Below are 25,055 nucleotides of genomic sequence, written 5' to 3' on the forward strand. Positions count from 1 at the left end.
AAAAGAAATGAAATTACATGCACTCCCGATTGATTGCGTGCACCTGTTTGAATCGATGGAACGGTCGTTTGCGATGATTTTATTTCGTCCGGATACAACGGTATTATGGGCAAACGACGCGTTTCTTCATACGATGGGCTATACGGAACAACAAGTGATCGGCATATCCCACCGTCAATTTTGTCTTCCAGAGTACGCTAACAGCTATGCGTATACAGAGTTTTGGAATCGTCTAAAAAATAAACAACCGTTTTACGGCACGGTACAACGCGTCACTCGTCATGGGAAACATGTATGGCTTGAAGCCTTGTATACCCCTGTGTTAAACGACACCGGTGAAGTAGAAGCAATCTTCAAACTTGCCACCGATGTTACTGACCGTCAAAACACGTTAAATGAAGAGTTTGCAAGTTTGCTAGAAGAAATGAATGCGAGCACGAACGATATTCATCAAACGTCGCAACTGATTCATGAACATCTTCAACTACTAAGCCAAAAAGCCGAACGCGTAAGCAAAAGTACCGAACAAATCCAATCGGTCATTTCGTTTGTGAAAGACATTGCGATGCAATCCAACTTGCTCGGATTAAATGCTGCCATTGAAGCCGCTCGCGCTGGCGAACACGGACGCGGTTTTGCGATCGTCGCAGAAGAAGTGCGCAAAATGGCAGAAAAAAGCAAAACATCCGCAGAAGATATTTCTGAACAGCTCAATCACATTACAAGCTCGGTGTTAGAAATGGTTCATATGCTCGAAGAAGTCGCTGAAAAAATAAACAATAGCACCGAAGCGATTGACGAACTTCATCAAGTGCAGCAACATATGGTGAAAATTACAGATAAATTGACGAAGCTTTTATAACTGCCCTTTGCGGCAGTTTTTTTTCGTCCTAAAAAAATTTTTAAAAAAGGTCTTGAAAGTCAAAAAAGGTCAAATTATAATAAAGACAGAAAGGTCAAATATAGTCAAAGTCAAAAGGAGGTTGGTGCCTATGATGTGCCAAGTATGTAAACAAAAACAAGCAAACGTCTTTTTACACGTGCAAGTCAATAACGAAAAACAACAATTACACCTTTGCGATGCGTGCTATGAAAAACAAAAACAACAATTAAAAGTTCCAGCGGGATTCCACTTCGATCGTTTCGACCAATGGTTCTCCGACTTTTTCACACCACTTACAGAACATTCCCATATCCAGCAACAAACAGAGCAAAAACAACCGAAACGAAACGGATTGCTTGACCAATTCGGTCGCAACTTAACACAACTTGCGAAAGCAGGTCTCATCGATCCTGTTATCGGACGGGATAAAGAAATTGAACGCGTCATCGAAATTTTAAATCGCCGCAATAAAAACAATCCGGTGTTAATCGGTGAACCGGGCGTCGGGAAAACAGCGATCGTCGAAGGATTAGCGCTCAAAATTGTCGAAGGGTCTGTTCCTACGAAATTATTAAATAAAGAAGTGTACGTGCTTGACGTCGCATCGTTAGTCGCCAATACAGGCATTCGCGGTCAATTTGAAGAGCGAATGAAACAACTCATTGCTGAATTGCAAGAGCGGAAAAACGTCATTTTGTTCATTGACGAAATTCATTTACTTGTCGGTGCTGGTTCAGCCGAAGGTTCAATGGATGCAAGCAACATTTTAAAGCCGACGCTCGCTCGCGGTGAATTACAAATCATTGGTGCAACAACGTTAAAAGAATATCGCCAAATTGAAAAAGACGCTGCGCTTGAACGTCGCTTCCAGCCTGTCATCGTTCACGAACCAACAATCGAACAAGCCATCGACATTTTAAAAGGCATTCAGCCAAAATATGAACAATTCCACCAAGTGAAATATACAGATGAAGCGATTCACGCCTGCGTCACGTTGTCACATCGCTACATTCAAGACCGCTTCCTTCCTGACAAAGCGATTGACTTGTTAGACGAAGCTGGTTCAAAAGTAAGCTTACAAGCGATGCCGACAAACAAGGAAGCAATCGAACAACGTCTCGAACAAATAAGAAAAGAAAAAGAAAAAGCCGCGCAAGAAGAAAACTACGAACTCGCGGCGAAATTGCGCACCGAAGAATTGCAGCTTGAAAAACAATTACAACAAAACGGACAAGCAGAACAACCTATCGTTGATGTTACTCACATTCAACAAATCATTGAAGAAAAAACAGGCATTCCAGTTGGCAAATTACAAGCTGATGAACAAGCGAAAATGAAACATTTAGAAGAAAACTTAGCGAAAAAAGTGATCGGTCAAGAAGAAGCGGTGAAAAAAATCGCAAAAGCGATTCGTCGAAGCCGCGCAGGATTAAAAGCGAAAAACCGTCCGATCGGTTCGTTCTTGTTCGTTGGTCCAACGGGTGTCGGTAAAACAGAATTGTCCAAAACGCTTGCTGAACAATTGTTCGGTTCGAAAGACGCAATGATTCGGTTAGACATGAGTGAATATATGGAAAAACATGCGGTCGCAAAACTCATCGGTGCGCCTCCTGGCTACATTGGTCATGAAGAAGCCGGTCAATTAACGGAAAAAGTGCGCCGCAACCCTTACAGCATCATCTTACTTGATGAAATGGAAAAAGCCCATCCAGACGTACAACATATGTTCTTACAAATTTTAGAAGACGGTCGTTTAACAGATAGCCAAGGTCGTACTGTCAGCTTTAAAGATACGGTCATCATTATGACATCGAATGCTGGCACAAACATCGAAGGCGACTTGCTCCAACGTCTCGGTCTATACTTTAAACCGGAATTTTTAAACCGTCTCGATGCGATTATCGAATTTAAACCGCTTGAAAAAACACACATGTTGCAAATTGTTGACTTAATGCTCGAAGAATTGCAACGTACACTCGCTGAACAGCAAGTAACGATGACGATTAGCGACAAAGCGAAAGAAAAATTAGCTGAACTCGGCTATCATCCAACATTTGGCGCCCGTCCACTCCGCCGCGTCATTCAAGAACATGTCGAAGATGAAATTGCTGATGTATTGCTTGATGAACAACATGTACGCACGATCCATATCGATGTAGAAGACGATCGCATCGTCGTAAAAGCTGAAAAAGCCTAATCCGCACATGGATTAGGCTTTTAGTCCATTCATCAAAAACTGAATCGTTCGTTCCATTTCTTGTTCATCATCCCACGGATAATCAGGCATGACGATAAAGCGCGTCAATAAAAAACCGGCAATTGTCGTGATCGTCAACCGAATAATGGTCTCAGGAGGAAACAACGCCAGTTCCCCTTTTTGTTGGAAATGCTCAACAATTTGTTTAAATTTATCGTACACGTGATTGATAAAAATCGTTTGAAACTGCACTTTAATATCGCTGTGAAACGCCATCTCTTGCCACAATACACGAATCGCAGGCAAATATGTTTTCACAAATTCATACCTGTTTTTAAAAACAGCGCGCACAAATTGTTCGTAATGCTCGTACTCATTTTCAAACACATCTTTGACGAATTTTTTTGCTAAAAACGGCGCAACGGATTGAAATAACGTCGGCTTTACAATCGCTAACAACAAATCTTTTTTCGTTTTATAATGGCGAAAAATCGTCCCTTCAGCGACACCTGCCCGCTTGGCAATTTCGCTTGTCGATGTCGCGGCATACCCTTTTTCCGCAAACATCTCAATCGCCGCTTGTAAAATGTTCAATTGTTTTTCGCTTAACTGTTGTTCTTCGACATTCAACAAATCAAACAACCATTTTCGTTCGTCCATCACAACCTCACAACTTTCGATATTTCTTTAATGCTAATACATTTAATACCATAAATAAAAGCGAAAAGCCAACTAAAACGTATACGTCGAACGAAATCGCTTCCCAACCTTTGCCGCGAATCATAATTTCCCTTAACGCATCTGCTCCGTAATATAACGGCATCGCAACCCCAATGGAACGAAGCCACGGTTCCATCGTATCTAAGTTAAACAGCCCGGAGAAAAACACTTGCGGAACGACAACGAGCGGAATAAATTGAATCATTTGCAGTTCGTTGTTCGCAAATGCGGACAATAACGTCCCTAACGTAAGCGCCGTCATCGCTAATAAAAACGTAATGAGTAGCACATAACCGAACGAGCCTTCCATCATCATATTTAACACGTGGATGGCAAACCAAGAAATTAAACTCGCTTGAATCGTTGTAAATATCCCAAAACCGATGACGTAGCCGATGACGATTTCCCATCGTTTTAATGGAGTTGCTAGCAATCGCTCGAGCGTGCCGCTCGTCCGTTCACGTAAAAATGATACCCCAGCAATTAAAAAGACGAAAAAGAAAATGAAAAAGCCGATTAATACCGAACCGAAATTGTCAAATAACGACATATGTTCGGAACCGTACATATATACGGTATCAATCGCTAACGTTTGTTTCATCGGCGGCATAAGCGTTTGCGCTGCTTTTTGCACCGTCATAAGCACCTGTTTGCTAACGGACGGATCACTGCCTTCAAGCGTCATGCGCAAACTCGCTTTGTCCATTTCAATAAACGCATCGATTTGTTGCTCGTCAAGTGCAGTCAGCGCATTCGTTTTTGTCATTGTCGCTACGTGTGCATCCGCTTCTTTTAATGCATCAATAAGCTGTTGCGGTACGTTTGAATCAATCGCCATGTGCGGTTCATACGTCTCACCATTAAACACGAAATCCATTAAAAACAACACAAACATCGGTGCGACAATCATTAACGCAAGCGTTCGTTTGTCGCGAAAAAACTGTCGAATAATACGGACGACAATCGCTTGTATTCTCATGCCTGCACCCCTCCAAATTGTAAAAATGCTTGTTCAAGCGTCAACGCATTCGTTTGTTTTTTTAATTGTTCTGGACTGCCGATCGCAATCAGTTGCCCGTTGCGAATCATCGCCAGCCGCATACATTTTTCCGCTTCGTCCATCACGTGCGTCGTCACAACGATTGTCGTGCCTTTTTGACGAATGCGCTCAAGCTCTTCCCAAATCGCTTGGCGAAGAAGCGGGTCGATGCCGACGGTCGGCTCATCTAAAATAAGCACTTCTGGTTCGTGGAGTAGGGATGCTGCTAGCGATAACCGTCGCTTCATCCCACCAGAAAATTGATGAATGGCTTTTTTCCTATCGTCCGTTAAGTTCACAAGCTCCAACACTTCGTCGATGCGTTGTTTTTTCTTTTTTCCTTTTAGTCCGTAAATCGATGCGAAAAAGTCTAAGTTTTCGAGTGCGGTGAGCTCCCCGTATAACGCATCTGATTGCGCCATAAAACCGATGCGCGCCATCGTTTGCAAGCTCGGCATACGCACACCAAGCACGTGAATCTCCCCTTTTGTCGCCGTATCAATGCCTGCGATCATTTTGACAATCGTCGTTTTCCCAGCGCCTGATGGGCCGAGCATGCCGAAAATTTCTCCTTCGTTTACAGTAAGCGATACATCATGAATCACTTCTTTTTGATGAAACTGTTTATACACGTGCTGTAATTGAATGACCATCCTCTTCCCTCGCCTTCGTCAAAATGAGTGATTACTCACTTTAATTATATGTGTTTGTCGCGTACTTTGTAAATATGTGCTAAAAATTTTTTCATTGACGAAAGGAAAAGATTTTTGTACGATAGTAACGTCAATTGCATACGAAATCTTTCTCGTCAACTAAGATGAGATAGAGGTCGCGGCAAATAATAGTAGTTTCATGGAGACGCAGAGACGTCGATGAAGTGAGATGAAAGGATTTGTCGCCGAAGTTTATAGCGTGCTCTGGCGCTATAAGCTGGGCCTGTTGCCGAATAGGTGCAGGACTGTCATCGCGCATGCGGTGGAGAGCTATCGATCTTAAGTTTGATGCGGATGTGTCATATATTGTGCACCCGTTGAAAACTTAGGGTGCACTTTTTTATTTATCACGCCCGCTTCTAACGACAACAGCGCTCTACCGCTTCGATCACTATATACATGAAAGGATGAATAACATGAAACAACAAACACTCGGCTTTTGGGTATTGACAGCGCTCGTTGTCGGCAATATGGTCGGATCGGGCATTTTTATGCTTCCGCGTTCGCTTGCGGAAGCGGCAAGCCCGGCTGGCGTGTTGCTTGGCTGGTTGTTGACAGGTGCTGGCGTGCTCATGATTGCGATTATTTTTGGCAACTTAGCCATTCGTAAACCTGAATTAAATGGGGGACCACAAATTTACGCAAAAGAACTGTTTCCAAAAGGGTCAAATGCGTCGATTTTATCTGGATTTATGTCATCTTGGGGATATTGGATCGGAAATGTCGCTGGAAACGTCGCCATCATTACGACGTTTGCTAGTTACTTATCAACGTTTTTCCCTATTTTAACGAGCGGACATGTCGTCTTCTCTGCTGGTTCATTTACATTAAAACTTGGCAATTTGCTCACGTTTGTCGTTTGCACCGCGCTTTTATGGGTGATGCACGCCATTATTTTACAAGGAGCAGAAAACGCTGGAAAATTAAACTTTGTCGCTACTGCAACGAAAGTGCTTGGCTTTTTCTTATTCATTGTTATCGGATTGTTCGCCTTTGAAAAAAGCTATCTCCAACCGTTTGTTGCCCCGCGTTACGATGAAGCAGGTCATACGCTCGGGCTTCTTTCGCAAATCAATAACGTCGCATTAAGCACACTTTGGGCGTTTATCGGCATTGAATCGGCAATCGTCTTCGCCTCACGGGCACGCAAACAAAGCGATGTGAAACGCGCAACGATTGTCGGACTATTCATTGCCTTAGCCATTTATGTTGGCATTAGCGTACTTGTGATGGGACTATTAAAACAAGAGGCGCTTATTCAGTCTGAAAAGCCGCTTGTTGATGCGATCGGTACTGTATTAGGTCCAATCGGAGCGCAGCTTTTGGCAGGACTTGGTTTAATTAGTTTAATCGGCTCGACGCTCGGCTGGATTTTTTTAAGTGCTGAAGTGCCGTACCAAGCGGCTAAGCAAGGGGTGTTTATTCGCGCCTTTTTACGAGAAAACAATAAAGGGATGCCGCGTTTTTCTTTAATCGTCTCCAATATGATCGCCCAGCTATTTATTTTTTCGACGATTTCGAACTCGATGGCAGCGGCATTTGATTTCGTCATTTATATTGCAACATTATCGTATCTCGTTCCGTATTTCATCGCCTCCGTCTTCCAATTGAAGCTTGTCTGGACAGGCGAAACGTATGAAACGACGCAACAACGAATGACAGACGGCATCATCGCCCTTCTTGCGACCGTTTATTCCATTTGGCTTGTGAAAGCAGGAACGGCTGATATGAAAACCTTTTTACTCGGCGTCGCCTTGCTTGCTAGCAGCTTATTTTTCTATCCAATGGTTATGAAGCAACATAGCGAACAACCGAACAAACAAAAACAATCAGCATAACAAACCCCCCGTCCATTTGGCGGGGGTTCATAGTCTCACCATCTTTATTCTTTATATTTTTTTCTTGCCTCTTCAAATATTCGGTTTAGTTTTTCTATTTGTTTATTATTTGCTTGCTTACTACTGTTCAAATGACCGTCGTATTCGATTTGATTACTAGCTAACGGCACCTTTCCATAATATACACCTTTGATTGTATACTCATCATGTGTCGTACTTTTTCTTAAAAACAAAAGATAGCTTTTATTATCCTTCATCAACTGATACCCTGCTGAACCATACAATGTATTTGTTTCTTTATCAAACGCGCCATTTTCGATAACTTTGATAACATTCCCTTTATCTAACTCGTATCCTTTCTCATTTTTGAAAACTTTTTTGATTTCGACGTCACTGATTGTATAAAAACCCGTCACCATATCGCCATCTTTATCAAAATGACTCTCTCCTCTTTTCTTCGTACCGATTAAAATCACTTCACTATCATTCTCCATTTCTTCTAAATAATCATACTCATCTATTATTTTTGACTCACTATGAACATGTTTTGTATGTACATTACTCGATCGAGACTCTATATTGTTACAAGCAGATAAAAGTAAAATCGAAAATAAAAGAAAAGCAATCTTTTTCATTAAGCTACTCCCTTTCCGCTAATAGATAGCATTTATTCCGTTCCAATCATCATTTTGCGGATACTCATCATTGAGAAAACCTTTTGAAAGCATGATAGCACGAACATCGTCTTCATGATCTAATCCTAAAGCATGACCTATCTCATGAGCTGTCGTTTCTCTCGTTTGAACCCAAGATAACTTTTGAAAACCCGGTAAATAAATTCTCAACTGCGACTTATCGTATGTACAGTCCCAACAAGCAGTCACTTGTCCTAGCCAGTTCACATGATAGTTGATGCAATCGGCAACGACAGAACCCATGTCCTTCGTACTAGCCCACCATTTGTAGTTAGCTTGGGAATCATCGTACGTTCTAGTCGTACCAATAAGAGAAGAACTATCAAACGCTTCTGAACCATAAGCCGCTCTCGCTTCATAACCAGCTTGGATAACCGACGAATCAATCCAATATTTTAATGAGTTTGGGTTCCTATATTTCCCACCAAATAACTCATAAGCATACGTATTGCTACTAAAAATGAAATATAACGTGATAATACATAAAAAAAATAAATCGTCCCAAATTAGGAACCTGTCTTTTTCCTCCCGTAAACATTTTACCCATACCAAACCCGCTCCCCTGACAATGTGTTGTTGTTTTAACTTTTATATGATCATACCATTTTTTTTTTTATGTAAACCGATTTTTGATTGGAACATATTTCTATCCTCCTCAGCATAACAAAACCTCCGTCCATATTTGGCGGGGATCTCTTTTTTTTTCAGTCTTTTTCGCGTATTTATGTTATAATATTTTTTGAATTTTGTTTTGTTGAGGGAGCATATATGGGGAGAGAGAAAATGAGACGATGGCTGTACATCTTGCTTGTCATTGTGCCGTGCCTTGTAGGGAGCGCATGGATTGTGCTTTGGCAAGATGAACAACAACAGCAGCAACTCGTCGAAGAAACGCGTCTGTTTGCGAATATACATAAAAACGATTTAGATCGCTTTCTTTCGGAAACGACAGCTCGACTGGAAACGTTAGCGCTCATCATAAGCAAACATATGGCCATGTTAAAAGAAGAAGAAATTCATGACATCTTGCATGACATGCAAAAACAAGACGTTCGTTTTGAACGCATCTCCTTTTTTTCGGAAAGTACAACTGCGGCAATGCAGTTAGCAAAAATAACAAAACGGACGGTCATCGACAGCCATCATACGACGACGATCGTCACACCCATTATATATGAAAAAACAAATGAAACAGCTGGCTTTTTAGTAGCCAAGTTACGGACAAATTATATACAAAATCGTATGAAAATTATTTACCCAGATGCTTCGTTTCGCTTATACGATGAGAACGGTGCTATCCTGATGTCAACAAATCAACTTCGTCCGTCGAAACAAACGGTGACCGTTCAGTTAAATCATGCGCCATGGGTGATCGAAGCCAATGTGCCGCACGTCAGCCTAAAACAAAACATCCGTGCTTCGCTTCCATATATTTTATCGCTCATTATTGCTATACATATCATTTGGTTATTCATTCAATATTGGCTGCTTAAGCGGCAAACGATGATCGAGCGCATGGAAACAGAAGCACAAAAGCTTGAGTTAGTCGGCACGCTCGCTGCGAGTACGGCACACGAAATTCGCAATCCGCTCGCTGGCATTAAAGGGTTTATTCAATTATTAAGTGAAAAACATAAAGATAACGAATCACAGCTTTATTTTTCCGTTATTCAAAACGAAATTACACGCATTAACGACATCGTGAATGAATTTTTAATTCTCGGCAAACCAACAGCGCAAAAACTTGAAACGTGCGATCTCAACTCCATTGTTCAAAGCATTCATCCGATGATCGAGTCGCAAGCACATTTACATAACGTCGTCTATACGTTTCATCGTGCCGATGTGCCGCTGCCGATTCGCTGTTCAAAAGATCATTTAAAACAAGTCATACTCAATTTAGCAAAAAACGCAATCGAAGCGATGTCACGTGGCGGACAACTGACCATTTCTCTTACGAAACAAAACGATTGGGCGGTGTTGCACGTCGCTGATACAGGTTGCGGCATGCCAAAGCATGTGAAAGACAAACTGTTTCAACCGTTTGTCACATCGAAACAAACGGGAACAGGGCTTGGGCTCGTCATATGTAAACGTATCATCGATATGCACGAAGGGACAATCGACATTCATAGTATAGAAGAGAAAGGAACGACGATTACCGTTCGCCTTCCTTTAAAATAGGAGGTGGAAACATGTTTGACATGCTTGTCGGCAGTACGTTATCCGCGCTAGCGACAGGGGCTGGCGCTGTTCCGATTTTATTTTTGTCGCGCTCATTAACGCACAAATGGCGCGATATGTTGCTTGCTTTTACAGCTGGCATTATGATGGCCGCATCGATGCTCGGATTAATTCCAGAGGCTCTTTCTTCTGGCACATTTTTTTCCCTTGCGATCGGATTATGCGTTGGGGTATTTACGTTAACGTTTCTTGAAAACATCGTACCGCATATCGATTTAACCCATACAAAAAGCGGCATGAAGATGGATCAAAAAGCGTTGCTTGTGCTTGCGGCCATTACGCTTCATAACATTCCAGAAGGGTTATCCGTTGGCGTCAGCTACGCCTCTGGGGAACAAAACCATATCGGTGATTTAATTGCGCTAGCGATCGGCTTTCAAAACGCACCTGAAGGATTGCTCGTTGCGCTTTTTTTATTTAACCAACATATATCAAAAGGAAAAGCGTTTTTTATGGCAACAGGGACGGGGCTCATTGAACTTGTCGCCTCTGTCATCGGCTTTTATTTAACGGCGGTCGTTCAGTCGCTCGTTCCGTACGGATTAGCGTTTGCTGCTGGGGCGATGCTATTTATTATTTATAAAGAGTTAATCCCTGAAAGCCATGGGGATGGAAATGAAAAATCGTCAACGTATGCCTTCATTATCGGGCTGTTAGTCATGGTGTTTTTAATTGAAACGTTTTAAAGGATGATGAACATGTCGAAATATTATATGCTTCTTTTATTGACAAGCGCCTTATGGGGAGGCAACTTTGTCGCAAGCAAACTGCTTGTTGCACACGCCTCTCCGCTTTCGTTAACGTTTATTCGTTGGACGATCGCCGTCCTTTTTTTATTTCCAATCGTGTTGAAAAAAGAACGATCCGTTCGTTTACAAAAACAAAGTATCGTACCGCTTATTGCGATGGGGCTTTCAGGCGTCGTCTTATTTAACGTTTTTATGTTTCAAGCGCTTGAACATACATCTGCTGATCATGTCGGGTTAATTTCGACATTAAATCCGATCGCGATTGCGCTTGTGGCATACGCCGTTTACCGCGATAAACTTACGATTCGACAATGGCTGGCCATGGTTCTCTCCCTGATCGGCGTGCTGATCGTGATGACGCATGGACAACTTCATCGCCTATCGGACATCAACGTCGGGGATATATGGATGGTTGCCGCAGTCATCATTTGGGGCGTCTATTCCGCTTGCGCAAAAGCGGTTATGAAGTCGTATTCCCCGCTTGCGGCAACGTTTTGGTCCGGCGTCTTTGGCGTCATCGGATTGTTGCCGTTTCTTTCTTCTTTTTCAATTCATGATGTCAACATCTCGTTTGTATTGGCCATTTTATATACGAGCGTCGGAGCGACGGTGCTTGCGATGTTTCTTTGGAACGTCGGCGTGAAACAAGTCGGTGCCACAACCGCGGGGATGTTTTTAAATTTCAATCCGCTTTTTACTGCGCTGTTTGCGTACATATTACTTGGCGAAATGTTCACCGCACCGCAATGGATCGGTTCATTCATTACGATTGCAGGCGTCATTTTATTCACAAAAAAATAGAAGGGGTGTTACGCCCCTTCTTTTTCCTCGTATGGATGTGCTACCCAACCAGATGGATCAATAAACAACCGAACGGCAACAACTTGGCGGTCGTCCATTAATGTAAAGAAATGTGGGTTTCCTTCTGGAACAGAAATGACATCGCCCGCTTCAAGTTCAACATCAAAGTAGCCTGTTTGTTCATCACCTTTAATAACGAAAATGCCATGACCAGCAACAATCGCCCGCACTTCGTCTTCCGTATGCGTATGCACCTGTTCAAATTTTTTCAATAGCTCTTCTAAATTTGGCGTTTGTTCGCAGAGGGCAACAACATCCCACGCTTGATAGCCTCTTCGTTTTGCTAAATCTTCAATTTCGGATTGAAACGTTGCTAAAATGTGCGCTTTTTCTTCGTCTGTTAATACAAATTTGTTTTGTAGATGAGCGGGAAGTTTCCTTGCATCCCAATGTTCATATAACACTCCTTGCTTATTTAAAAACGCTGCCACGTTTTCCTTTCCTTCAATTACTTCACCTGTGTTGCGCACTTTAATGACTGCCATACCATACTCCCCCTTATCGTTTTAAAAGTAATAATTTTACATAGTACTGACATAAAAACTCGCAAGCTTCTAAAAACTTTTTCGCTTCAAACGCATCTTTTCCCCATACGGTCACGCCGTGGTTGCGAATAAGCACCGCCCCTCGATCTTCATGGACATGGTCGGCGAACGCTTTTGCTAACGTCGGAATATGGGCGAAATTCGGAATAATCGGAATGCGAAACGCCGCATCTTCTTCCCATAATCCGAACGCTTTAATGATTTCTTGATTGGTAAAAACGACTTCCCCTTCGTCGCCGTACCATTCCGAAATAATGTTGTTGTCAACGGTATGAACATGAAGCACACAACCGGCGTTCGTTTTATTGTAAATTTTAACGTGAAGAAGCGTCTCGGCTGACGGTTTCAAGTGCGTCGCCTCCGCTGGCTGTCCGTCTGCTCCGACAAGTAAAAAATCTTCCGGTGTTTCTTTTCGTTTATCTTTTCCGCTCGCAGTGACAAGAAACGTAAGCGGCTCATCGCTCACTTTTATCGACAAGTTGCCACTCGTCGCCATAAACCAGTCGCGCGCCGCCAGCTCTCGTTTCACCTCGGCAAGCTCTGCCCATTTTTGTTGTCTCACGCGACCACCTCGCTTTCTTTTAACACGTCAATGACATCATAAAACGTCGTAAACGGCGTATGCGGCAAGTGGAGCTCACGGCATTTTTCAAGTAAAAAGTCGCGCGCCATGACGTGATCGGCTAGTTTGGCCGCTGCCAAGTCGGTAATGGAGTCGCCAATGACGATCGTTTTTGCCCCTTTTGGCGCAAGTTTTCGAAGAAGCGACGGCTTGCAGCAGCCACATCCGTTTTGACAATGTTCATCGCACGCATACGGCCACGTAATGCGGATCGTTTCCCCGCTAAAATCGGCGCTGTTACAAAAAATGCGCTCTTTTTCAACGAGTCCGTGAAGAAGTGGATACACGAAAAAGTCAATGCCGCCGCTCACAATATAAAGCGGGATTTGTCGTTCGTTCGTAAATGCAACAAAGTCGGAAAATCCGTCGCGAATGCGCGCGGTGTCAAGTAAAAATTGCACGATGTCTTCTTTCAGCGTCGTCGGCAACAACGAAAACATCCGACCGACCCCTTGTTGTACGGAACATCTTTGCGCAAGTATATCGTCTTTGATCGCTTCCCACTCCGGCGGAGCAAACTGTTTCATAAGCGCAATAATGTTATCGTTTAACGTAATCGTTCCGTCAAAGTCGCAAAAAATGATCGGCCTCATGATGCGCTCCCCCATAAGTCAAGCGCTTGTTGCAACGCTTCGTTTTCTTTTGCTGCGTCATGAAGCGAACGCCCAGCGAGCACCGCTTCTACTGCGGCACGAAACGCTTGCCCACCGCCAACCGCTCCGCTCGGATGCCCGTGCACGCCACCGCCTGCGTTAATGATGGAGTCGATGCCAAAGTCGCGCACAAGAAGCGGCACAAGCCCCGGATGAATGCCGGCAGATGGGACAGGAAACGCGCGCAAAAATGGTTCTTCTTTCGTTAATTCATTAGCGATCGCAAGCGTCTGTTCTTTTTCAAGCGCGACGCTTCCGTACGGTGATGGAAAGAGCGAAAAGTCCGCCCCTGCCATGCGCAACAGTTTTCCAAGAAGCAAAGCGTAGCTTACGCCATATACGCGCGATGAGGCGATCGCTCCGCTAAATGACGGATGCGCCATAATCGGCAAACGAATGTCATCATCTTCACGAAGCGCTTGCAACACATCAAGCCCATATGTAAACACGTTAAACAATAATACGTCCGCGCCAAGCTCCGCTGCTTTCTTCGCTTTTTCTTTTAACTGAAACGTTTTTCCGGTTAAGTTCACCGCATATAACGTCCGATGCCCTGTTTGTTCGTACACTTCCTGAAGCGCCTGTTTTCCTGCCACGATGCGCTTGTCAAACGGTGTGAGGTCGTTGTCAAATAAAATTTCATCGTCTTTCACAAGATCAACGCCGCCGAGCGCTTGTAGCTTCAATTGTTCAGTGACGTATCGTAAATCGCGCCCGATGACCGCTTTAAAAATGCTCATGACAAGCGGACGGTGAAAGACGCCAAGTTTTTCGCGAATGCCGTCAATGCCAAAGCGCGGACCAGGGAATGCGCGCTTCAGTTCGTCGGAAAACGTTAAGTCAATCAGTTTAATCGTTCCGTCAAGCGACAATTTGCCAAATGTCGTTGTCAAAATGGCAGGCAAATCGGCACTAAAATTGACGCTCGGATACGAAATGCGCACAAGCGCGCGTTTTAGTCTTTTTCCAAAAAACGTATTGACACGCTCGTCTTCCTCTAGCTCTTCAATCGACTGAACGATGCCTTTATGTTTTTTTAACTGTTCTTGTTCCAGTTGCGGTAAATCAGTCCACGACCCGATGGTCAGTCCAAGCGCGATACCTTCTGCTTTTTTCGCTAAATCTTTGTCGTCATGAATCAAATATGTTGCGGTAATCATATGTCCACCCCTTTACAAATAAAAAACCTCTTCATAAGAAGAGGCTAATTGTTCGTCTCTTCTTATCTCTCAGCGTATTGCTGCGAGAATTAGCACCGTGCTTAAACAGCTGTTTAAGTCGGTTGCCGGGCTTCATCGGGCTCGTCCCTCCGCCTACTCTTGATAAGAATTTGTAATGTATTTAATTTTTTGAACAGTTCGTTTTTCATAAATTTACTTCGGATTATGACAGCACATGTTGCATTTGTCAATCATTTTTTAAAAAAGTTGCAGTTGCCCGATGCGCCAAGCCGCTTCTTTTAATCTTTCTTCGCTTGTCAATAGCCCTGTGCGCACATACCCTTCCCCATGTTCACCAAACCCGATCCCCGGAGCGACCGCCACGTGCGCTTGTTTAAGCAACAGATCGGCAAACGTCTCAGACGTATAGCCGTTTGGCACCGGAAGCCAAGCGAAAAACGAACCTGATGGCGCTTGGACGTTCCAACCGATGTCACGTAAAGCGTGAACAAACGTATTTCGTCTTGCTTCATACGTGGCGACAAGCTCAGCGACGCATTGTTGCGACTCGAGTAGCGCAACTGCTGCCGCTTCTTGAATAGCACCGAACATGCTGACGTACAAATGGTCTTGGAGCACGTTGATCGCTTCAATCATGCTTTCGTTGCCGACCGCAAAGCCGATGCGCCACCCTGCCATATTGTACGTTTTCGAAAACGTATAAATTTCAATGCCGACGTCTTTTGCCCCTTCGACTTGTAAAAAGCTGACCGGCTTTTTCCCATCAAAGCCAATCGCTCCGTATGCGAAATCGTGCACGACAGCGATATGATGTTTTTCCGCAAATGAAACCGTTTCTTGAAAAAACGATTCCGTTGCTGTCGCGCCTGTCGGATTGTTCGGATAGTTTAAAAACATTAATTTTGCCTCGCGAACGACGTCTTTCGGTAGCTCATCGTAGTTTGGCAAAAAACTGTTTTCCGCCCGTAGCGGCATCATTTCCATGCGCGCCCGCGCAAGCACGACTCCCGACCAATAGTCCGGATAACCGGGATCGGGAACGAGCACCACGTCTCCCGGGTTTAATAAACAAAGCGGCATTTCGACAAGCCCAGCTTTTCCGCCAAATAAAATGGCGACTTCTTTTTCTGGGTCAATCGTCACCCCGTATTCGCGCTCGTAAAACGTAGCGACCGCCTCTTTTACAAACGAATAGCCGCGAAATGGTGAATATTTATGATACATCGGCTTTGCCACCGCCTGTTGCATCGCGCTCACAATATGCGCCGGCGTCGGCTGATCGGGATTTCCTTGTCCGAGATTAATGACATCGTGCCCTTCAGCAATGACCGCATTCACTTTTTGCACAAGCGACGCAAAAAATTGCTTCGGTAGTTGTTGTAACACGTTCGATTGTGGAAATATGTTCATTTTTTTCACACCTACTTCACAAAAAGGTTGAAATTCTAGTCAAGTATCATATATCGTAAAAATCAAAATGTAAAGAAAATTTTTTAGAGGTGAATGATATGAACATCGCTTGCATACAAATGGACATTGCGTTTGGAGCACCCGAAAAAAATAAACAAACGGTTATGCGATACATCGAACAAATCGCTCGTGACGTTGACGTCGTCGTTTTGCCTGAACTATGGACGACAGGCTATGATTTAACGAGATTAACAGACATCGCTGACGAAAACGGCGAAGAAACAAAAGCGTTTCTCGCATCCGTTGCGCGCACGTACGATGTACATATCGTCGGCGGATCGGTCGCGAAAAAAACGAACGAACGAATGACAAATACGATGTATGTCGTCAATCGAAACGGCGACGTCGTTGGCGAATATAGTAAACTTCATTTGTTCCAATTGATGGATGAGCATTTGTATTTGCAAGCTGGAGAAACGATGGGGCTATTTTCGCTCGATGAAACGACGTGTGCCGGCGTCGTTTGTTACGACATTCGTTTTCCAGAATGGATTCGCGCGCATGCGCTACATGGCGCAGAAGTATTGTTTGTCGTCGCCGAATGGCCACTTTCTCGTCTTCATCATTGGCGTACGCTATTAACGGCGCGGGCAATTGAAAATCAATGTTACGTCGTCGCTTGCAATCGCGCGGGAAAAGACCCGAACAACGAGTTTGCTGGACATTCGCTGATCATTGATCCGTGGGGAAACATTCTTGCCGAAGGAGATGAACAAGAAGGGATTATTGTGGCGAATATCGACATAAACGACGTGCAAGACGTGCGTGCGCGCATCCCGATTTTTGCCGACCGTCGCCCAGATGTGTATAAAATTTTTGAAAAAAAAGATTGACAAACAAGCATAAAGCGATGTATGATTCGAATCAAGCGAATTCACGAAACTTTTTCACTGTTCAAAACATTTAAATAACGATAAACACTCTTATCAAGAGCAGGTGGAGGGACGAGCCCGATGAAGCCCGGCAACCGGCGATGACGCACGGTGCTAATTCTTGCAGCAGTAGGCTGAGAGATAAGAGGTGCGAAGCAAACTTCAAACCTCTTTCGTTCAGCGAAAGAGGTTTTTTATTTTGAGAGGAGGCATGTATATGTACGAACCATTGACAGAACAAAAAGCGATTGCCCTTGCTGTTCGTTTAGGGCTATTTGGAGAAGATGCGCTTCTTTCAAGTCAAGAAATTGGCGACGGGAACTTAAATCTCGTCTTTCGCATCGTCAACGAACGAACAAACGACAGCATCATCATCAAACAAGCGTTGCCGTATGCAAAAGTCGTTGGCGAAAGCTGGCCGCTTACATTAAAACGGGCAACGATCGAAAGCCAAGCGTTGCGCACGTTCGCGAGCTACGTTCCTCACTATGTTCCGAAAGTGTACTATTCCGATGAGACATTAGCAATTACAGTGATGGAAGATTTGTCGCATTTACACATTGCACGCCGCGGACTGATTGAAGGAAAAACGTTCCCGCGTTTATCGGAACATATCGGCGAATTTGTCGCCAAAACGGCGTTTTACACGTCGGATTTTGGCATGAATCAACAACAAAAAAAGAAGCTCGTACAACAATTTACAAATCCCGAACTATGTAAAATTACGGAAGATCTCGTCTTTACTGACCCGTTTTTTGACCACGACACGAACAACTTTGAAGCAGAACTTCGCGCCGATGTCGAACAGCTTTGGCAAGATGATGTGCTTCAGCGCGAAACAGCGAAATTAAAACGGCTTTTTTTAACGAAAGCGGATGTGTTGCTTCATGGCGATTTACATACGGGAAGCATTTTCGCAAGCGATGAGGAAACGAAAGTGATCGACCCGGAGTTTGCGTTTTACGGTCCGATCGGCTTTGATTTAGGGCAATTTTTCGCCAATTTATTGTTAAACGCCCTCTCTCGTCATGAACGTGACCGCGAACCGCTTTTTGCTCATATTGAAAACACATGGGACGTCTTTACCCGCACGTTTGCTGAGCTTTGGCGCGAAAGCAACGAACCGTATGCGCGCACATGTGGCGTGCTCGATGACATCATAGGCGATGCGCTCGTTGAGGCGATCGGCTTTGCCGGTTGTGAAGTCATTCGCCGGACGATCGGGTTGGCGCATGTGGCGGACCTTGATGAATTGCCGCTTGAGCGCAGACTTCACGCAAAACGTCATGCCCTTCGTCTCGGTCGTGAGCTCATCGTGCAGCGAAACAAATTAACGATTACAGACTTGAAACATCTTGTACAACAAACGGTGCATGTGAACAGCTAGGAGGAACAAAATGAAATCGGTACAATGGCATGATACACATATTACGATTTTAAACCAACAAGCGCTGCCTCATAAGACTGAATATTTAGAATTAAAAAACATAAAAGACGTATGGGATGCGATCGTTACGTTAAAAGTGCGCGGGGCGCCAGCAATCGGCATGACTGCCGCCTACGGTTTAGCACTTGCCGCCCAATCATATGAGACCGATGATTTAGCAACATTTCATGCCCAACTAAAACACGACCGCGACTATTTAGCAAGCTCGCGCCCGACCGCCGTCAATTTATTTTGGGCGCTTGACCGGCTCGTAAAAAGCGTTGCGAACGCCACATCCGTCAACGAAGCGAAAACGACGCTCATTCATGAAGCGATTTGCATTCAAATCGAAGATGAAGACGTCTGTCGTCGCATCGGTGAACATGCCCTTTCCTTGTTTCAAGACGGCGACCGTATCATGACGATTTGCAATGCAGGAGCGATTGCCACAGCCCGTTACGGCACCGCACTTGCGCCGTTTCATTTAGCGAAAGAAAAAGGGATCGCGCTTCATGCGTACGCTTGCGAAACACGCCCGGTGTTGCAAGGAGCAAGGCTAACCGCATGGGAACTTTCCGAAGCTGGCGTCGATGTGACGCTCATTACAGATAACATGGCGGCACAAACGATGAAAGCGAAGCACATTTCCGCAGTCATCGTCGGGGCAGATCGCATTGCCGCCAACGGCGATACAGCAAACAAAATCGGCACGTTCGGCTTAGCCATTTTAGCGAAAGCGTTCAACATTCCATTTTACGTCGCCGCCCCGCTATCGACGATCGACTTACAGACGAAAACAGGCGACGACATTCCGATTGAAGAGCGAGCGAAAGAAGAAGTCACACATATCGGCGGCGTGCGCATCGCGCCAGATGTGAACGTCTACAATCCGGCATTCGATGTCACACCGCACGAACTCATTACCGGCATCATTACGGAAAAAGGGATCATCTTCGGCGACTACGAAACGAAACTGCCGACATTATTTGAGGAGGTTTTGGCATGAAAAACATATGGGCAATTATCGTGCTTTTATTCGCGCTTTTAGTCGGTTGCACAAACGAACAAGACGCCGTCTCAAAACGAGCGGAACAACCGAAAGAAGAAGCGAAACAAACGAACGAAACAACGGATGAAAAAGCGGACATTCCTGCAGCATTAAACAAACCGATTAAAATTGCTGCCATTATGCAAATGTCGATCGGTACATTTTCATCGCAATATATCGCTGGTGTAAAAGAACAAGTCGCGAAATTTGGCGGCGACGTGCAAATTTATAACGCTGACAACGATTTAACGAAAATGGCATCGTACGTCGAAACAGCGATCAACCAAAACGTCGATGCGATTTTATTAGACCATGGGCGCGCAGATGCATTAAAAGCACCTGTTGAAAAAGCGCTGGAGAAAGGCATTCACGTCGTTGCGTTTGATAACGATTTAAACATTCCAGGAGTCACCGTCATTGACCAAGACGATTACAGCTTAGCATGGAAAACGTTAAAAACGTTAGCGGAAGATTTAAACGGTGAAGGAGAAATTGTCACGATTTGGGTCGGCGGCTTTACGCCAATGGAACGCCGCCATGTCATTTACGAAGCGTTTCAAAAACGGTATCCGAACATTAAAGAAGTAGCGAAATTCGGCACCGCAAGCGCCAACACCGCTTTAGATACACAAACACAAATGGAAGCGATTTTGAAAAAATATCCGAACAAAGGTGACATCGACGCGGTTTTTGCGACATGGGATGAGTTCGCCAAAGGAGCAACGCGCGCCATTCAACAAGCAGGTCGAACAGAAATTAAAGTGTATGGCATCGACTTAAGCGACGAAGATTTACAACTCATTCAACAACCAAATAGCCCATGGGTCGCAACAACGGCAACCGACCCAGCGGAAGTCGGTCGCGTTCAAGTGCGCTTTGCGTATCAAAAAATTGCCGGAGAACAAACGCCAAGCATTTATTCACTTGAACCACACTTAGTGAAACGTTCAGACTTGCCGAGCACACCAATTACGATGAACGAGCTAAACAACTACATGCCAAGCTGGGGACAATCGAACGTTGCCATCTCCCCATGGATGAAGACGCTTGAAGAAAAGGTGAAAAAGCAATGAGCGGTTTGCGCATGAAACGAATCGTCCATACATTTGGCGATGTGACCGTATTAAACGGCGTGAACTTCCATGTCCAACCGGGCGAAGTTCACGCCCTTTTAGGTATGAATGGAGCTGGAAAAAGCACGTTAATGAACATTTTAGCTGGCGTCTTGCAGCCGGTGAGCGGAACGATTGAAATAGACGGAAAGGTGCATACATTTTCTTCTCCGAAAGATGCAAAACGAGCAGGCATCGGACATGTCGTACAAGAAGTGGATGTGGCATTATTCCCTGCTTTGTCCGTATATGAAAATATTCTCGCTGAACAAATTGTCGCGCAAAAACAAATATCGTTTTCTAAAACGAAACATCGGGTTGCTGTTTTACAACTGCTTGAGCGCGTCGGCTTAACACATTTGTCACCTGATGTCTCTGTACAAACATGCACGCTTCATGAAAAACAACTCATTTTGCTAGCACGCGTCCTTTCTTCTTCTGCTCGCTACATTATTTTAGATGAGCCAACCGCCTCGTTAAGCGAAGAAGAAACGAAACGATTGTTTGCGATGATCGAACAGCTAAAAGCGCAAGGGGTGTCGTTTATTTACATTTCGCATAAATTGCACGAAGTAAAACGCATATGCGATCGAATGACGATTTTGCGGGATGGCGAAGTCGTATACGAAGGCGATGTGTCGCTCGCGACAGAAGATATCGTTCGCCATATGGTCGGACGGCAAACGGAGGTGCGCAACGAACGGACACGCAACATAAGCGAAGAAACGATATTTGAAGTCAAACAATTGTACATTCCAAAAACGAAAACAACAGTCGATCTTGCTGTTCGGCGCGGTGAAATTGTCGGCATTGCCGGCATCGTCGGGGCAGGAAAAACAGAGTTGGCCGAAAGCATCATCGCTCATGTCGAAACGACAGGCGAACGCATCGTGCGTGGGGAAAAACAAACATGGACCTCGCCAAAAGATGCGATTGAAGCGGGCGTTTGTTTCATTCCAGAAGAACGGCGAAAACAAGGGCTTTTTATGAACGAAACGGTCGAAAAAAATGTCACGGTGCGTCTATTGTCAAATATCGCCCCATGGCAATGGATTCAAAAACGGAACGAGCGCGCCATCGCAACAAGCCTCATTTCATCGTTACATATTCGCCCATCTTCGCCGACGGCGCTTGTGAAACATTTAAGCGGCGGCAATCAACAAAAAGTGGTGATCGGGAAATGGTTACAAACAAATAGCGACGTCTTTCTTTTTGATGAGCCGACAAAAGGCATTGACGTACATGCGAAGGAAGAAGTATTTTCGATTATTCGCGCGCTCGCTGAAAAAGGAAAAGCGATCATTTATTTCACGAGCGAATGTCAAGAATTGCTTCATATCGCCGATACGATTTACGTTATGGTCGACGGTCAGTTCGTAAAAAAAGTGGACGCACTCGAAGCGACATATGAACAGCTCGTCTATGACATGACTGGGGGTGGAACGAATTGAAGTTTTTATACAAATACGGAACGATACTCGCCATCGTTATCGTCATCGCTTTTTTTAGTCTCACGCTCGATTCATTTTTTACGTATGCCAACTTTAGCGACATTTTGCGTTCCATTTCGATCGTCACGCTCGTTGCGATCGGCATTACGTTTTCGTTAATTGTCGATGGATTCGATTTATCCGTCGGCTCGACAGTCAGTTTGGCAACCATCGCAAGCGCCTCCGCGCTCGTTTTACATCGCCAAGAGCTGCTTGTTGCGCTTATCGTCCCACTTATACTCGGTGCGCTCGTCGGAATACTGAATGCGTTTCTCATTATCCGTCTTCGTTTACCTGACTTATTGGCGACGTTAGCGGTGATGTACATCATTAACGGCGTACAGCTCACATACACGAAAGGATTTTCCATTTATAACGACATGCCACTTCCAGAAGGTGGCGTGGCACCGGGAAAATTCATTCCATCATTTTTATTTATCGGACAAGGGGAACTGTTTGGCATTCCGTTTTCTGTGTTGCTTATGCTTTTGCTCGTCATTGGCGCTCATCTTTTTTTAACGTATACAAAAACGGGGCGTTTATTTTATATGACAGGAGAAAATCGTGAAGCAGCCCATCTCACCGGTATTCCTGTCAACCGCTACCGCACGTATGCGTATGTCATTAGCGGGATGTTTGCGGCTTTAGGCGGCATTGTGCTCGCTTCACGCATCGGCACGGGTCAAGTGTCGGCGGGCGCATCACTGTTAATGGACGGTGTAGCTGCTGCGTTTATCGGCTTTTCTGTATTTGGCATCGGCAAACCGAATGTGATCGGTACGTTACTTGGCTCGATTTTTATTGGCGTCTTGTTAAACGGGCTGACGATGATGAACGTTCCGTATTACGCGCAAGATATTGTAAAAGGCGCACTATTAATTTTCGCACTTGCGTTGTCCCATATGGTTAAAAAATAACCCACCTTACGCGAGGTGGGTTTCAAACGTCCGTTCTTTTTCTACTTTTTCAATCAGTTCATCAATTAGACGAACGACTTCAACCGATGCTTGTTCAAGTTCGATCAGTTGCGCTTCGGCACCTTTTATATCGCCTTTCGCGTACGCTTCAGCAGCTTGTTTTGCTGCAACGTGAACGCGTTCGTGCGGTGCGTTTAACTTTTCATACGCTGGCGTGCCTTGCAGTTGTTTTTTCGTCTGTTCATCAAAATACCATTTGCCTAATCGGCATTGATGGTGAGACGCGACATCTTCAGGTCGCACCGCTTCATAGCCGACGATCATATTGTAAATGCGCCATTTCCATAACAAATGGTCGGTTTTTGCTAAATGCAATAGCGCTTTCGCAGATAGTTTTACACTATTTTCATTCACCATATTTAAACGGAAACGGTCAATCGCTTTACTTAACGCATGCACCGTTTTTCCTGTTTTTTCACCAAGTTCGCGCACGTATTCCGTCAGTGAAGCAATGGATGACATACGCGTCGCGATTTCATCGACAGCAGCGGCTTGCTCTTCAGCCACAGCGGCGTTCGTATTTGTACTGTCTTGAATTTCTCCCATAGCCGATACAATTTCTTGTAAAAGCGGCATCGCTTCTTGTGCTTGATGAACGGCTTGGCGAATCGTTGATGACGTTGAATAAATGGCTGATGATACTTCAGAGGAAATGGTGCGCAACTCTCCGACATTTCGCTGCACTTCACCGAGCGATTGTACGGTATGGTCAGCGAGTTTACGAATTTCTTCTGCGACGACCGAAAATCCTTTTCCGTATTCCCCAGCACGTGCAGCTTCAATCGATGCATTTAACGCTAACAAATTCGTTTGATCTGCAATGCCGTTAACGAGTTGCATCACTTTTTCAATCGCGCTTAAATGTTGTTGTAAATGTTCAAAACGGTCAACCATTTTCGTAAATTGTTCCGACGTTTCAATAATTTCTCCGAACGCTTCCGTCATCATTTGTTGTCCTTTTTCTGCCCGTTCAACGGATGTGGTCGTTTTTTCAGCGATCACTGTCGCCGCATGAGCTACTTCTGATACGGCTGTCGTCATTTCTTCTGTTGCGGCAGTGACCATTTGCACATCGCTATTTTGTTGATCAAGCGCTTGCAGCAAATCTTTAATAAACATAATTTCTGCGTTTTGTTCCATCAGCTTCGCCGTTCCGCTTGCAATTTGTTCCATCATCGTTTCTGTGTACACTTCGACAAGCAGTTGCTGTTCGATGTTAATTGCTCGTTGCAACGTCTCCATGAGCGTTAAACACCGTTTCGGTGCAAGCGCTACTCTCGCTAACAACGTCGTTAAAACGAAGAAATTGAATTGGTTAAACGCAACGATGAGCTTCCCAACGTTCACTTTTTCTTTACGCAACAAATGGAAAAAGCGAAGCGATTCATCGACGTACGCGCGGTTTCGTTCCATCATAAAAAAGGCGTTTAAATATGCTTCGATGCGGGCTTCCGTAATCGTTTTTGCCGCTTCTGGCTGCACTTGTTTTAACCCTTCATGAAAGAGACGAACCATTTCTTGTTTATGTGGAGCGATAAGTTCATTAATTTGTTTTAACTTTTTGAAATCTTCTGTTGTAAAATGGTTGTACGATAACGTGTCAACAAATCGTCCGTGAAACGAATAGTCTGTCCCTTGTTCAAGCAATTCGTTTAACGACGGACGAAGGCGTTTAAATAACATGCTATTCACCTCTTTAGCTGTCTTGACATATAAGTCT

General features: G+C 44.5%; 23 protein-coding genes and 3 riboswitches. Of the genes, 12 read left to right on the forward strand and 11 right to left on the reverse strand.

The features are described from left to right. The first annotated feature begins 7 nt into the window (after positions 1–7). Positions 8–862 (forward strand): methyl-accepting chemotaxis protein, encoded by an 855-nt coding sequence (locus HNQ84_RS01185; RefSeq protein WP_435620851.1) that lies wholly within the window; start codon positions 8–10, stop codon positions 860–862. Positions 863–992: 130 nt separating this feature from the next. Beyond that, a complete protein-coding gene (locus HNQ84_RS01190; RefSeq protein ID WP_183240143.1) occupies positions 993–3,080 on the forward strand; it encodes an ATP-dependent Clp protease ATP-binding subunit in 2,088 nt (695 codons plus the stop codon). Positions 3,081–3,092: 12 nt separating this feature from the next. Here HNQ84_RS01190 and HNQ84_RS01195 read toward each other — a convergent pair whose 3' ends face one another. Genes HNQ84_RS01195 through HNQ84_RS01205 form a run of 3 tightly spaced genes read right to left on the reverse strand, consistent with a single transcriptional unit; the run spans position 3,093 to position 5,492 of the window. Next, positions 3,093–3,740 (reverse strand): TetR/AcrR family transcriptional regulator, encoded by a 648-nt coding sequence (locus tag HNQ84_RS01195; protein ID WP_435620852.1) that lies wholly within the window; start codon positions 3,738–3,740, stop codon positions 3,093–3,095. A gap of 7 nt (positions 3,741–3,747) precedes the next feature. Continuing rightward, positions 3,748–4,779, reverse strand: coding sequence for an ABC transporter permease (locus HNQ84_RS01200; RefSeq protein WP_435620853.1), 1,032 nt, complete (start codon positions 4,777–4,779; stop codon positions 3,748–3,750). Beyond that, the gene (locus tag HNQ84_RS01205) at positions 4,776–5,492 is read right to left on the reverse strand and encodes an ABC transporter ATP-binding protein (protein WP_435620854.1); all 717 of its coding nucleotides are present in this window, start codon (positions 5,490–5,492) and stop codon (positions 4,776–4,778) included. The genes HNQ84_RS01200 and HNQ84_RS01205 overlap by 4 nt, the downstream gene beginning before the upstream one ends. Positions 5,493–5,654: 162 nt before the next feature. Continuing rightward, positions 5,655–5,833, forward strand: a riboswitch (Lysine riboswitch). 135 nt (positions 5,834–5,968) lie between these two features. Between HNQ84_RS01205 and HNQ84_RS01210 the strand changes: the two genes are divergently transcribed. Beyond that, a complete protein-coding gene (locus tag HNQ84_RS01210) occupies positions 5,969–7,390 on the forward strand; it encodes an amino acid permease (RefSeq protein WP_435620855.1) in 1,422 nt (473 codons plus the stop codon). A 44-nt stretch (positions 7,391–7,434) separates the two neighbouring features. Here HNQ84_RS01210 and HNQ84_RS01215 read toward each other — a convergent pair whose 3' ends face one another. Both HNQ84_RS01215 and HNQ84_RS01220 read right to left on the reverse strand, forming a co-directional pair. Beyond that, a complete protein-coding gene (locus HNQ84_RS01215; protein ID WP_435620856.1) occupies positions 7,435–8,025 on the reverse strand; it encodes a hypothetical protein in 591 nt (196 codons plus the stop codon). An 18-nt stretch (positions 8,026–8,043) separates the two neighbouring features. Then, on the reverse strand, positions 8,044–8,637 hold the full coding sequence (locus HNQ84_RS01220; protein WP_435620857.1) for a matrixin family metalloprotease: 594 nt from the start codon (positions 8,635–8,637) through the stop codon (positions 8,044–8,046). 216 nt (positions 8,638–8,853) lie between these two features. Between HNQ84_RS01220 and HNQ84_RS01225 the strand changes: the two genes are divergently transcribed. From HNQ84_RS01225 to HNQ84_RS01235, 3 genes are read left to right on the forward strand one after another with little or no spacing between them, the layout of a single operon-like run. Beyond that, positions 8,854–10,269 (forward strand): ATP-binding protein, encoded by a 1,416-nt coding sequence (locus HNQ84_RS01225; RefSeq protein WP_435620858.1) that lies wholly within the window; start codon positions 8,854–8,856, stop codon positions 10,267–10,269. Positions 10,270–10,280: 11 nt separating this feature from the next. Then, positions 10,281–11,015 (forward strand): ZIP family metal transporter, encoded by a 735-nt coding sequence (locus tag HNQ84_RS01230; protein WP_435620859.1) that lies wholly within the window; start codon positions 10,281–10,283, stop codon positions 11,013–11,015. Positions 11,016–11,027: 12 nt separating this feature from the next. Next, positions 11,028–11,879 (forward strand): DMT family transporter, encoded by an 852-nt coding sequence (locus HNQ84_RS01235; RefSeq protein ID WP_435620860.1) that lies wholly within the window; start codon positions 11,028–11,030, stop codon positions 11,877–11,879. A gap of 8 nt (positions 11,880–11,887) precedes the next feature. On the opposite strand, the gene HNQ84_RS01240 is transcribed toward HNQ84_RS01235, so the two are convergent. The 5 genes from HNQ84_RS01240 to HNQ84_RS01260 form a co-directional block, all read right to left on the reverse strand. Next, positions 11,888–12,424 carry a 1,2-dihydroxy-3-keto-5-methylthiopentene dioxygenase gene (locus HNQ84_RS01240; RefSeq protein WP_435620861.1) on the reverse strand — a complete coding sequence of 179 codons (537 nt, stop codon included), beginning with the start codon at positions 12,422–12,424 and terminating at the stop codon, positions 11,888–11,890. Between the two features lie 13 nt (positions 12,425–12,437). Next, entirely contained in the window at positions 12,438–13,046 is a 609-nt protein-coding gene (locus HNQ84_RS01245) for a methylthioribulose 1-phosphate dehydratase (RefSeq protein ID WP_435620862.1), read from the reverse strand. Beyond that, positions 13,043–13,699, reverse strand: coding sequence for a 2-hydroxy-3-keto-5-methylthiopentenyl-1-phosphate phosphatase (locus HNQ84_RS01250; RefSeq protein ID WP_435620863.1), 657 nt, complete (start codon positions 13,697–13,699; stop codon positions 13,043–13,045). Before HNQ84_RS01250 ends, HNQ84_RS01245 begins: the two co-directional genes overlap by 4 nt. Continuing rightward, positions 13,696–14,919 carry a 2,3-diketo-5-methylthiopentyl-1-phosphate enolase gene (gene mtnW / locus HNQ84_RS01255; protein WP_435620864.1) on the reverse strand — a complete coding sequence of 408 codons (1,224 nt, stop codon included), beginning with the start codon at positions 14,917–14,919 and terminating at the stop codon, positions 13,696–13,698. Before mtnW ends, HNQ84_RS01250 begins: the two co-directional genes overlap by 4 nt. A gap of 59 nt (positions 14,920–14,978) precedes the next feature. Next, a riboswitch (SAM riboswitch) is annotated at positions 14,979–15,088 on the reverse strand. Positions 15,089–15,177: 89 nt separating this feature from the next. Next, on the reverse strand, positions 15,178–16,350 hold the full coding sequence (locus tag HNQ84_RS01260) for a pyridoxal phosphate-dependent aminotransferase (RefSeq protein ID WP_435620865.1): 1,173 nt from the start codon (positions 16,348–16,350) through the stop codon (positions 15,178–15,180). Positions 16,351–16,448: 98 nt separating this feature from the next. On the opposite strand from HNQ84_RS01260, the gene HNQ84_RS01265 reads away from it, so the two are divergent. The 6 genes from HNQ84_RS01265 (at position 16,449) to HNQ84_RS01290 (ending at position 23,275) form a co-directional block, all read left to right on the forward strand. Further along, complete coding sequence (locus HNQ84_RS01265; RefSeq protein ID WP_435620866.1) at positions 16,449–17,243, forward strand: carbon-nitrogen family hydrolase; 795 nt, start codon at positions 16,449–16,451, stop codon at positions 17,241–17,243. 87 nt (positions 17,244–17,330) lie between these two features. After that, positions 17,331–17,430, forward strand: a riboswitch (SAM riboswitch). Positions 17,431–17,499: 69 nt separating this feature from the next. After that, a complete protein-coding gene (gene mtnK / locus HNQ84_RS01270) occupies positions 17,500–18,669 on the forward strand; it encodes an S-methyl-5-thioribose kinase (RefSeq protein ID WP_435620867.1) in 1,170 nt (389 codons plus the stop codon). 10 nt (positions 18,670–18,679) lie between these two features. Further along, entirely contained in the window at positions 18,680–19,714 is a 1,035-nt protein-coding gene (gene mtnA, locus HNQ84_RS01275; RefSeq protein ID WP_435620868.1) for an S-methyl-5-thioribose-1-phosphate isomerase, read from the forward strand. Continuing rightward, entirely contained in the window at positions 19,711–20,829 is a 1,119-nt protein-coding gene (locus HNQ84_RS01280; RefSeq protein ID WP_032100636.1) for a sugar ABC transporter substrate-binding protein, read from the forward strand. Before mtnA ends, HNQ84_RS01280 begins: the two co-directional genes overlap by 4 nt. After that, the gene (locus tag HNQ84_RS01285; RefSeq protein WP_435620869.1) at positions 20,826–22,319 is read left to right on the forward strand and encodes a sugar ABC transporter ATP-binding protein; all 1,494 of its coding nucleotides are present in this window, start codon (positions 20,826–20,828) and stop codon (positions 22,317–22,319) included. The genes HNQ84_RS01280 and HNQ84_RS01285 overlap by 4 nt, the downstream gene beginning before the upstream one ends. Then, positions 22,316–23,275, forward strand: a complete 960-nt coding sequence (locus HNQ84_RS01290; protein ID WP_183249501.1) for an ABC transporter permease — start codon at positions 22,316–22,318, stop codon at positions 23,273–23,275. The genes HNQ84_RS01285 and HNQ84_RS01290 overlap by 4 nt, the downstream gene beginning before the upstream one ends. A gap of 6 nt (positions 23,276–23,281) precedes the next feature. Here the strand turns inward: HNQ84_RS01290 and HNQ84_RS01295 are convergent, their stop codons facing one another. Beyond that, on the reverse strand, positions 23,282–25,018 hold the full coding sequence (locus tag HNQ84_RS01295; protein ID WP_435620870.1) for a methyl-accepting chemotaxis protein: 1,737 nt from the start codon (positions 25,016–25,018) through the stop codon (positions 23,282–23,284). Positions 25,019–25,055: the final 37 nt, after the last annotated feature.

The sequence above is a fragment of the Anoxybacillus eryuanensis genome (assembly GCF_051200995.1).
Lineage (GTDB): Bacteria > Bacillota > Bacilli > Bacillales > Anoxybacillaceae > Anoxybacillus > Anoxybacillus tengchongensis.

Excerpts from the sequence above, each read along its gene's own strand:
- HNQ84_RS01230 (WP_435620859.1), top strand. The coding sequence starts at position 10,281 with ATGTTTGACATGCTTGTCGGCAGTACGTTATCCGCGCTAGCGACAGGG.
- HNQ84_RS01235 (WP_435620860.1), top strand. The coding sequence starts at position 11,028 with ATGTCGAAATATTATATGCTTCTTTTATTGACAAGCGCCTTATGGGGA.
- HNQ84_RS01285 (WP_435620869.1), top strand. The coding sequence starts at position 20,826 with ATGAGCGGTTTGCGCATGAAACGAATCGTCCATACATTTGGCGATGTG.
- mtnA (WP_435620868.1), top strand. The coding sequence starts at position 18,680 with ATGAAATCGGTACAATGGCATGATACACATATTACGATTTTAAACCAA.
- HNQ84_RS01225 (WP_435620858.1), top strand. The coding sequence starts at position 8,854 with ATGGGGAGAGAGAAAATGAGACGATGGCTGTACATCTTGCTTGTCATT.
- HNQ84_RS01200 (WP_435620853.1), bottom strand. The coding sequence starts at position 4,779 with ATGAGAATACAAGCGATTGTCGTCCGTATTATTCGACAGTTTTTTCGC.
- HNQ84_RS01280 (WP_032100636.1), top strand. The coding sequence starts at position 19,711 with ATGAAAAACATATGGGCAATTATCGTGCTTTTATTCGCGCTTTTAGTC.
- HNQ84_RS01240 (WP_435620861.1), bottom strand. The coding sequence starts at position 12,424 with ATGGCAGTCATTAAAGTGCGCAACACAGGTGAAGTAATTGAAGGAAAG.
- HNQ84_RS01190 (WP_183240143.1), top strand. The coding sequence starts at position 993 with ATGATGTGCCAAGTATGTAAACAAAAACAAGCAAACGTCTTTTTACAC.
- HNQ84_RS01215 (WP_435620856.1), bottom strand. The coding sequence starts at position 8,025 with ATGAAAAAGATTGCTTTTCTTTTATTTTCGATTTTACTTTTATCTGCT.
- HNQ84_RS01260 (WP_435620865.1), bottom strand. The coding sequence starts at position 16,350 with ATGAACATATTTCCACAATCGAACGTGTTACAACAACTACCGAAGCAA.
- mtnK (WP_435620867.1), top strand. The coding sequence starts at position 17,500 with ATGTACGAACCATTGACAGAACAAAAAGCGATTGCCCTTGCTGTTCGT.
- HNQ84_RS01185 (WP_435620851.1), top strand. The coding sequence starts at position 8 with ATGAAATTACATGCACTCCCGATTGATTGCGTGCACCTGTTTGAATCG.
- HNQ84_RS01265 (WP_435620866.1), top strand. The coding sequence starts at position 16,449 with ATGAACATCGCTTGCATACAAATGGACATTGCGTTTGGAGCACCCGAA.
- HNQ84_RS01210 (WP_435620855.1), top strand. The coding sequence starts at position 5,969 with ATGAAACAACAAACACTCGGCTTTTGGGTATTGACAGCGCTCGTTGTC.
- HNQ84_RS01250 (WP_435620863.1), bottom strand. The coding sequence starts at position 13,699 with ATGAGGCCGATCATTTTTTGCGACTTTGACGGAACGATTACGTTAAAC.
- HNQ84_RS01205 (WP_435620854.1), bottom strand. The coding sequence starts at position 5,492 with ATGGTCATTCAATTACAGCACGTGTATAAACAGTTTCATCAAAAAGAA.
- HNQ84_RS01295 (WP_435620870.1), bottom strand. The coding sequence starts at position 25,018 with ATGTTATTTAAACGCCTTCGTCCGTCGTTAAACGAATTGCTTGAACAA.
- HNQ84_RS01195 (WP_435620852.1), bottom strand. The coding sequence starts at position 3,740 with ATGGACGAACGAAAATGGTTGTTTGATTTGTTGAATGTCGAAGAACAA.
- mtnW (WP_435620864.1), bottom strand. The coding sequence starts at position 14,919 with ATGATTACCGCAACATATTTGATTCATGACGACAAAGATTTAGCGAAA.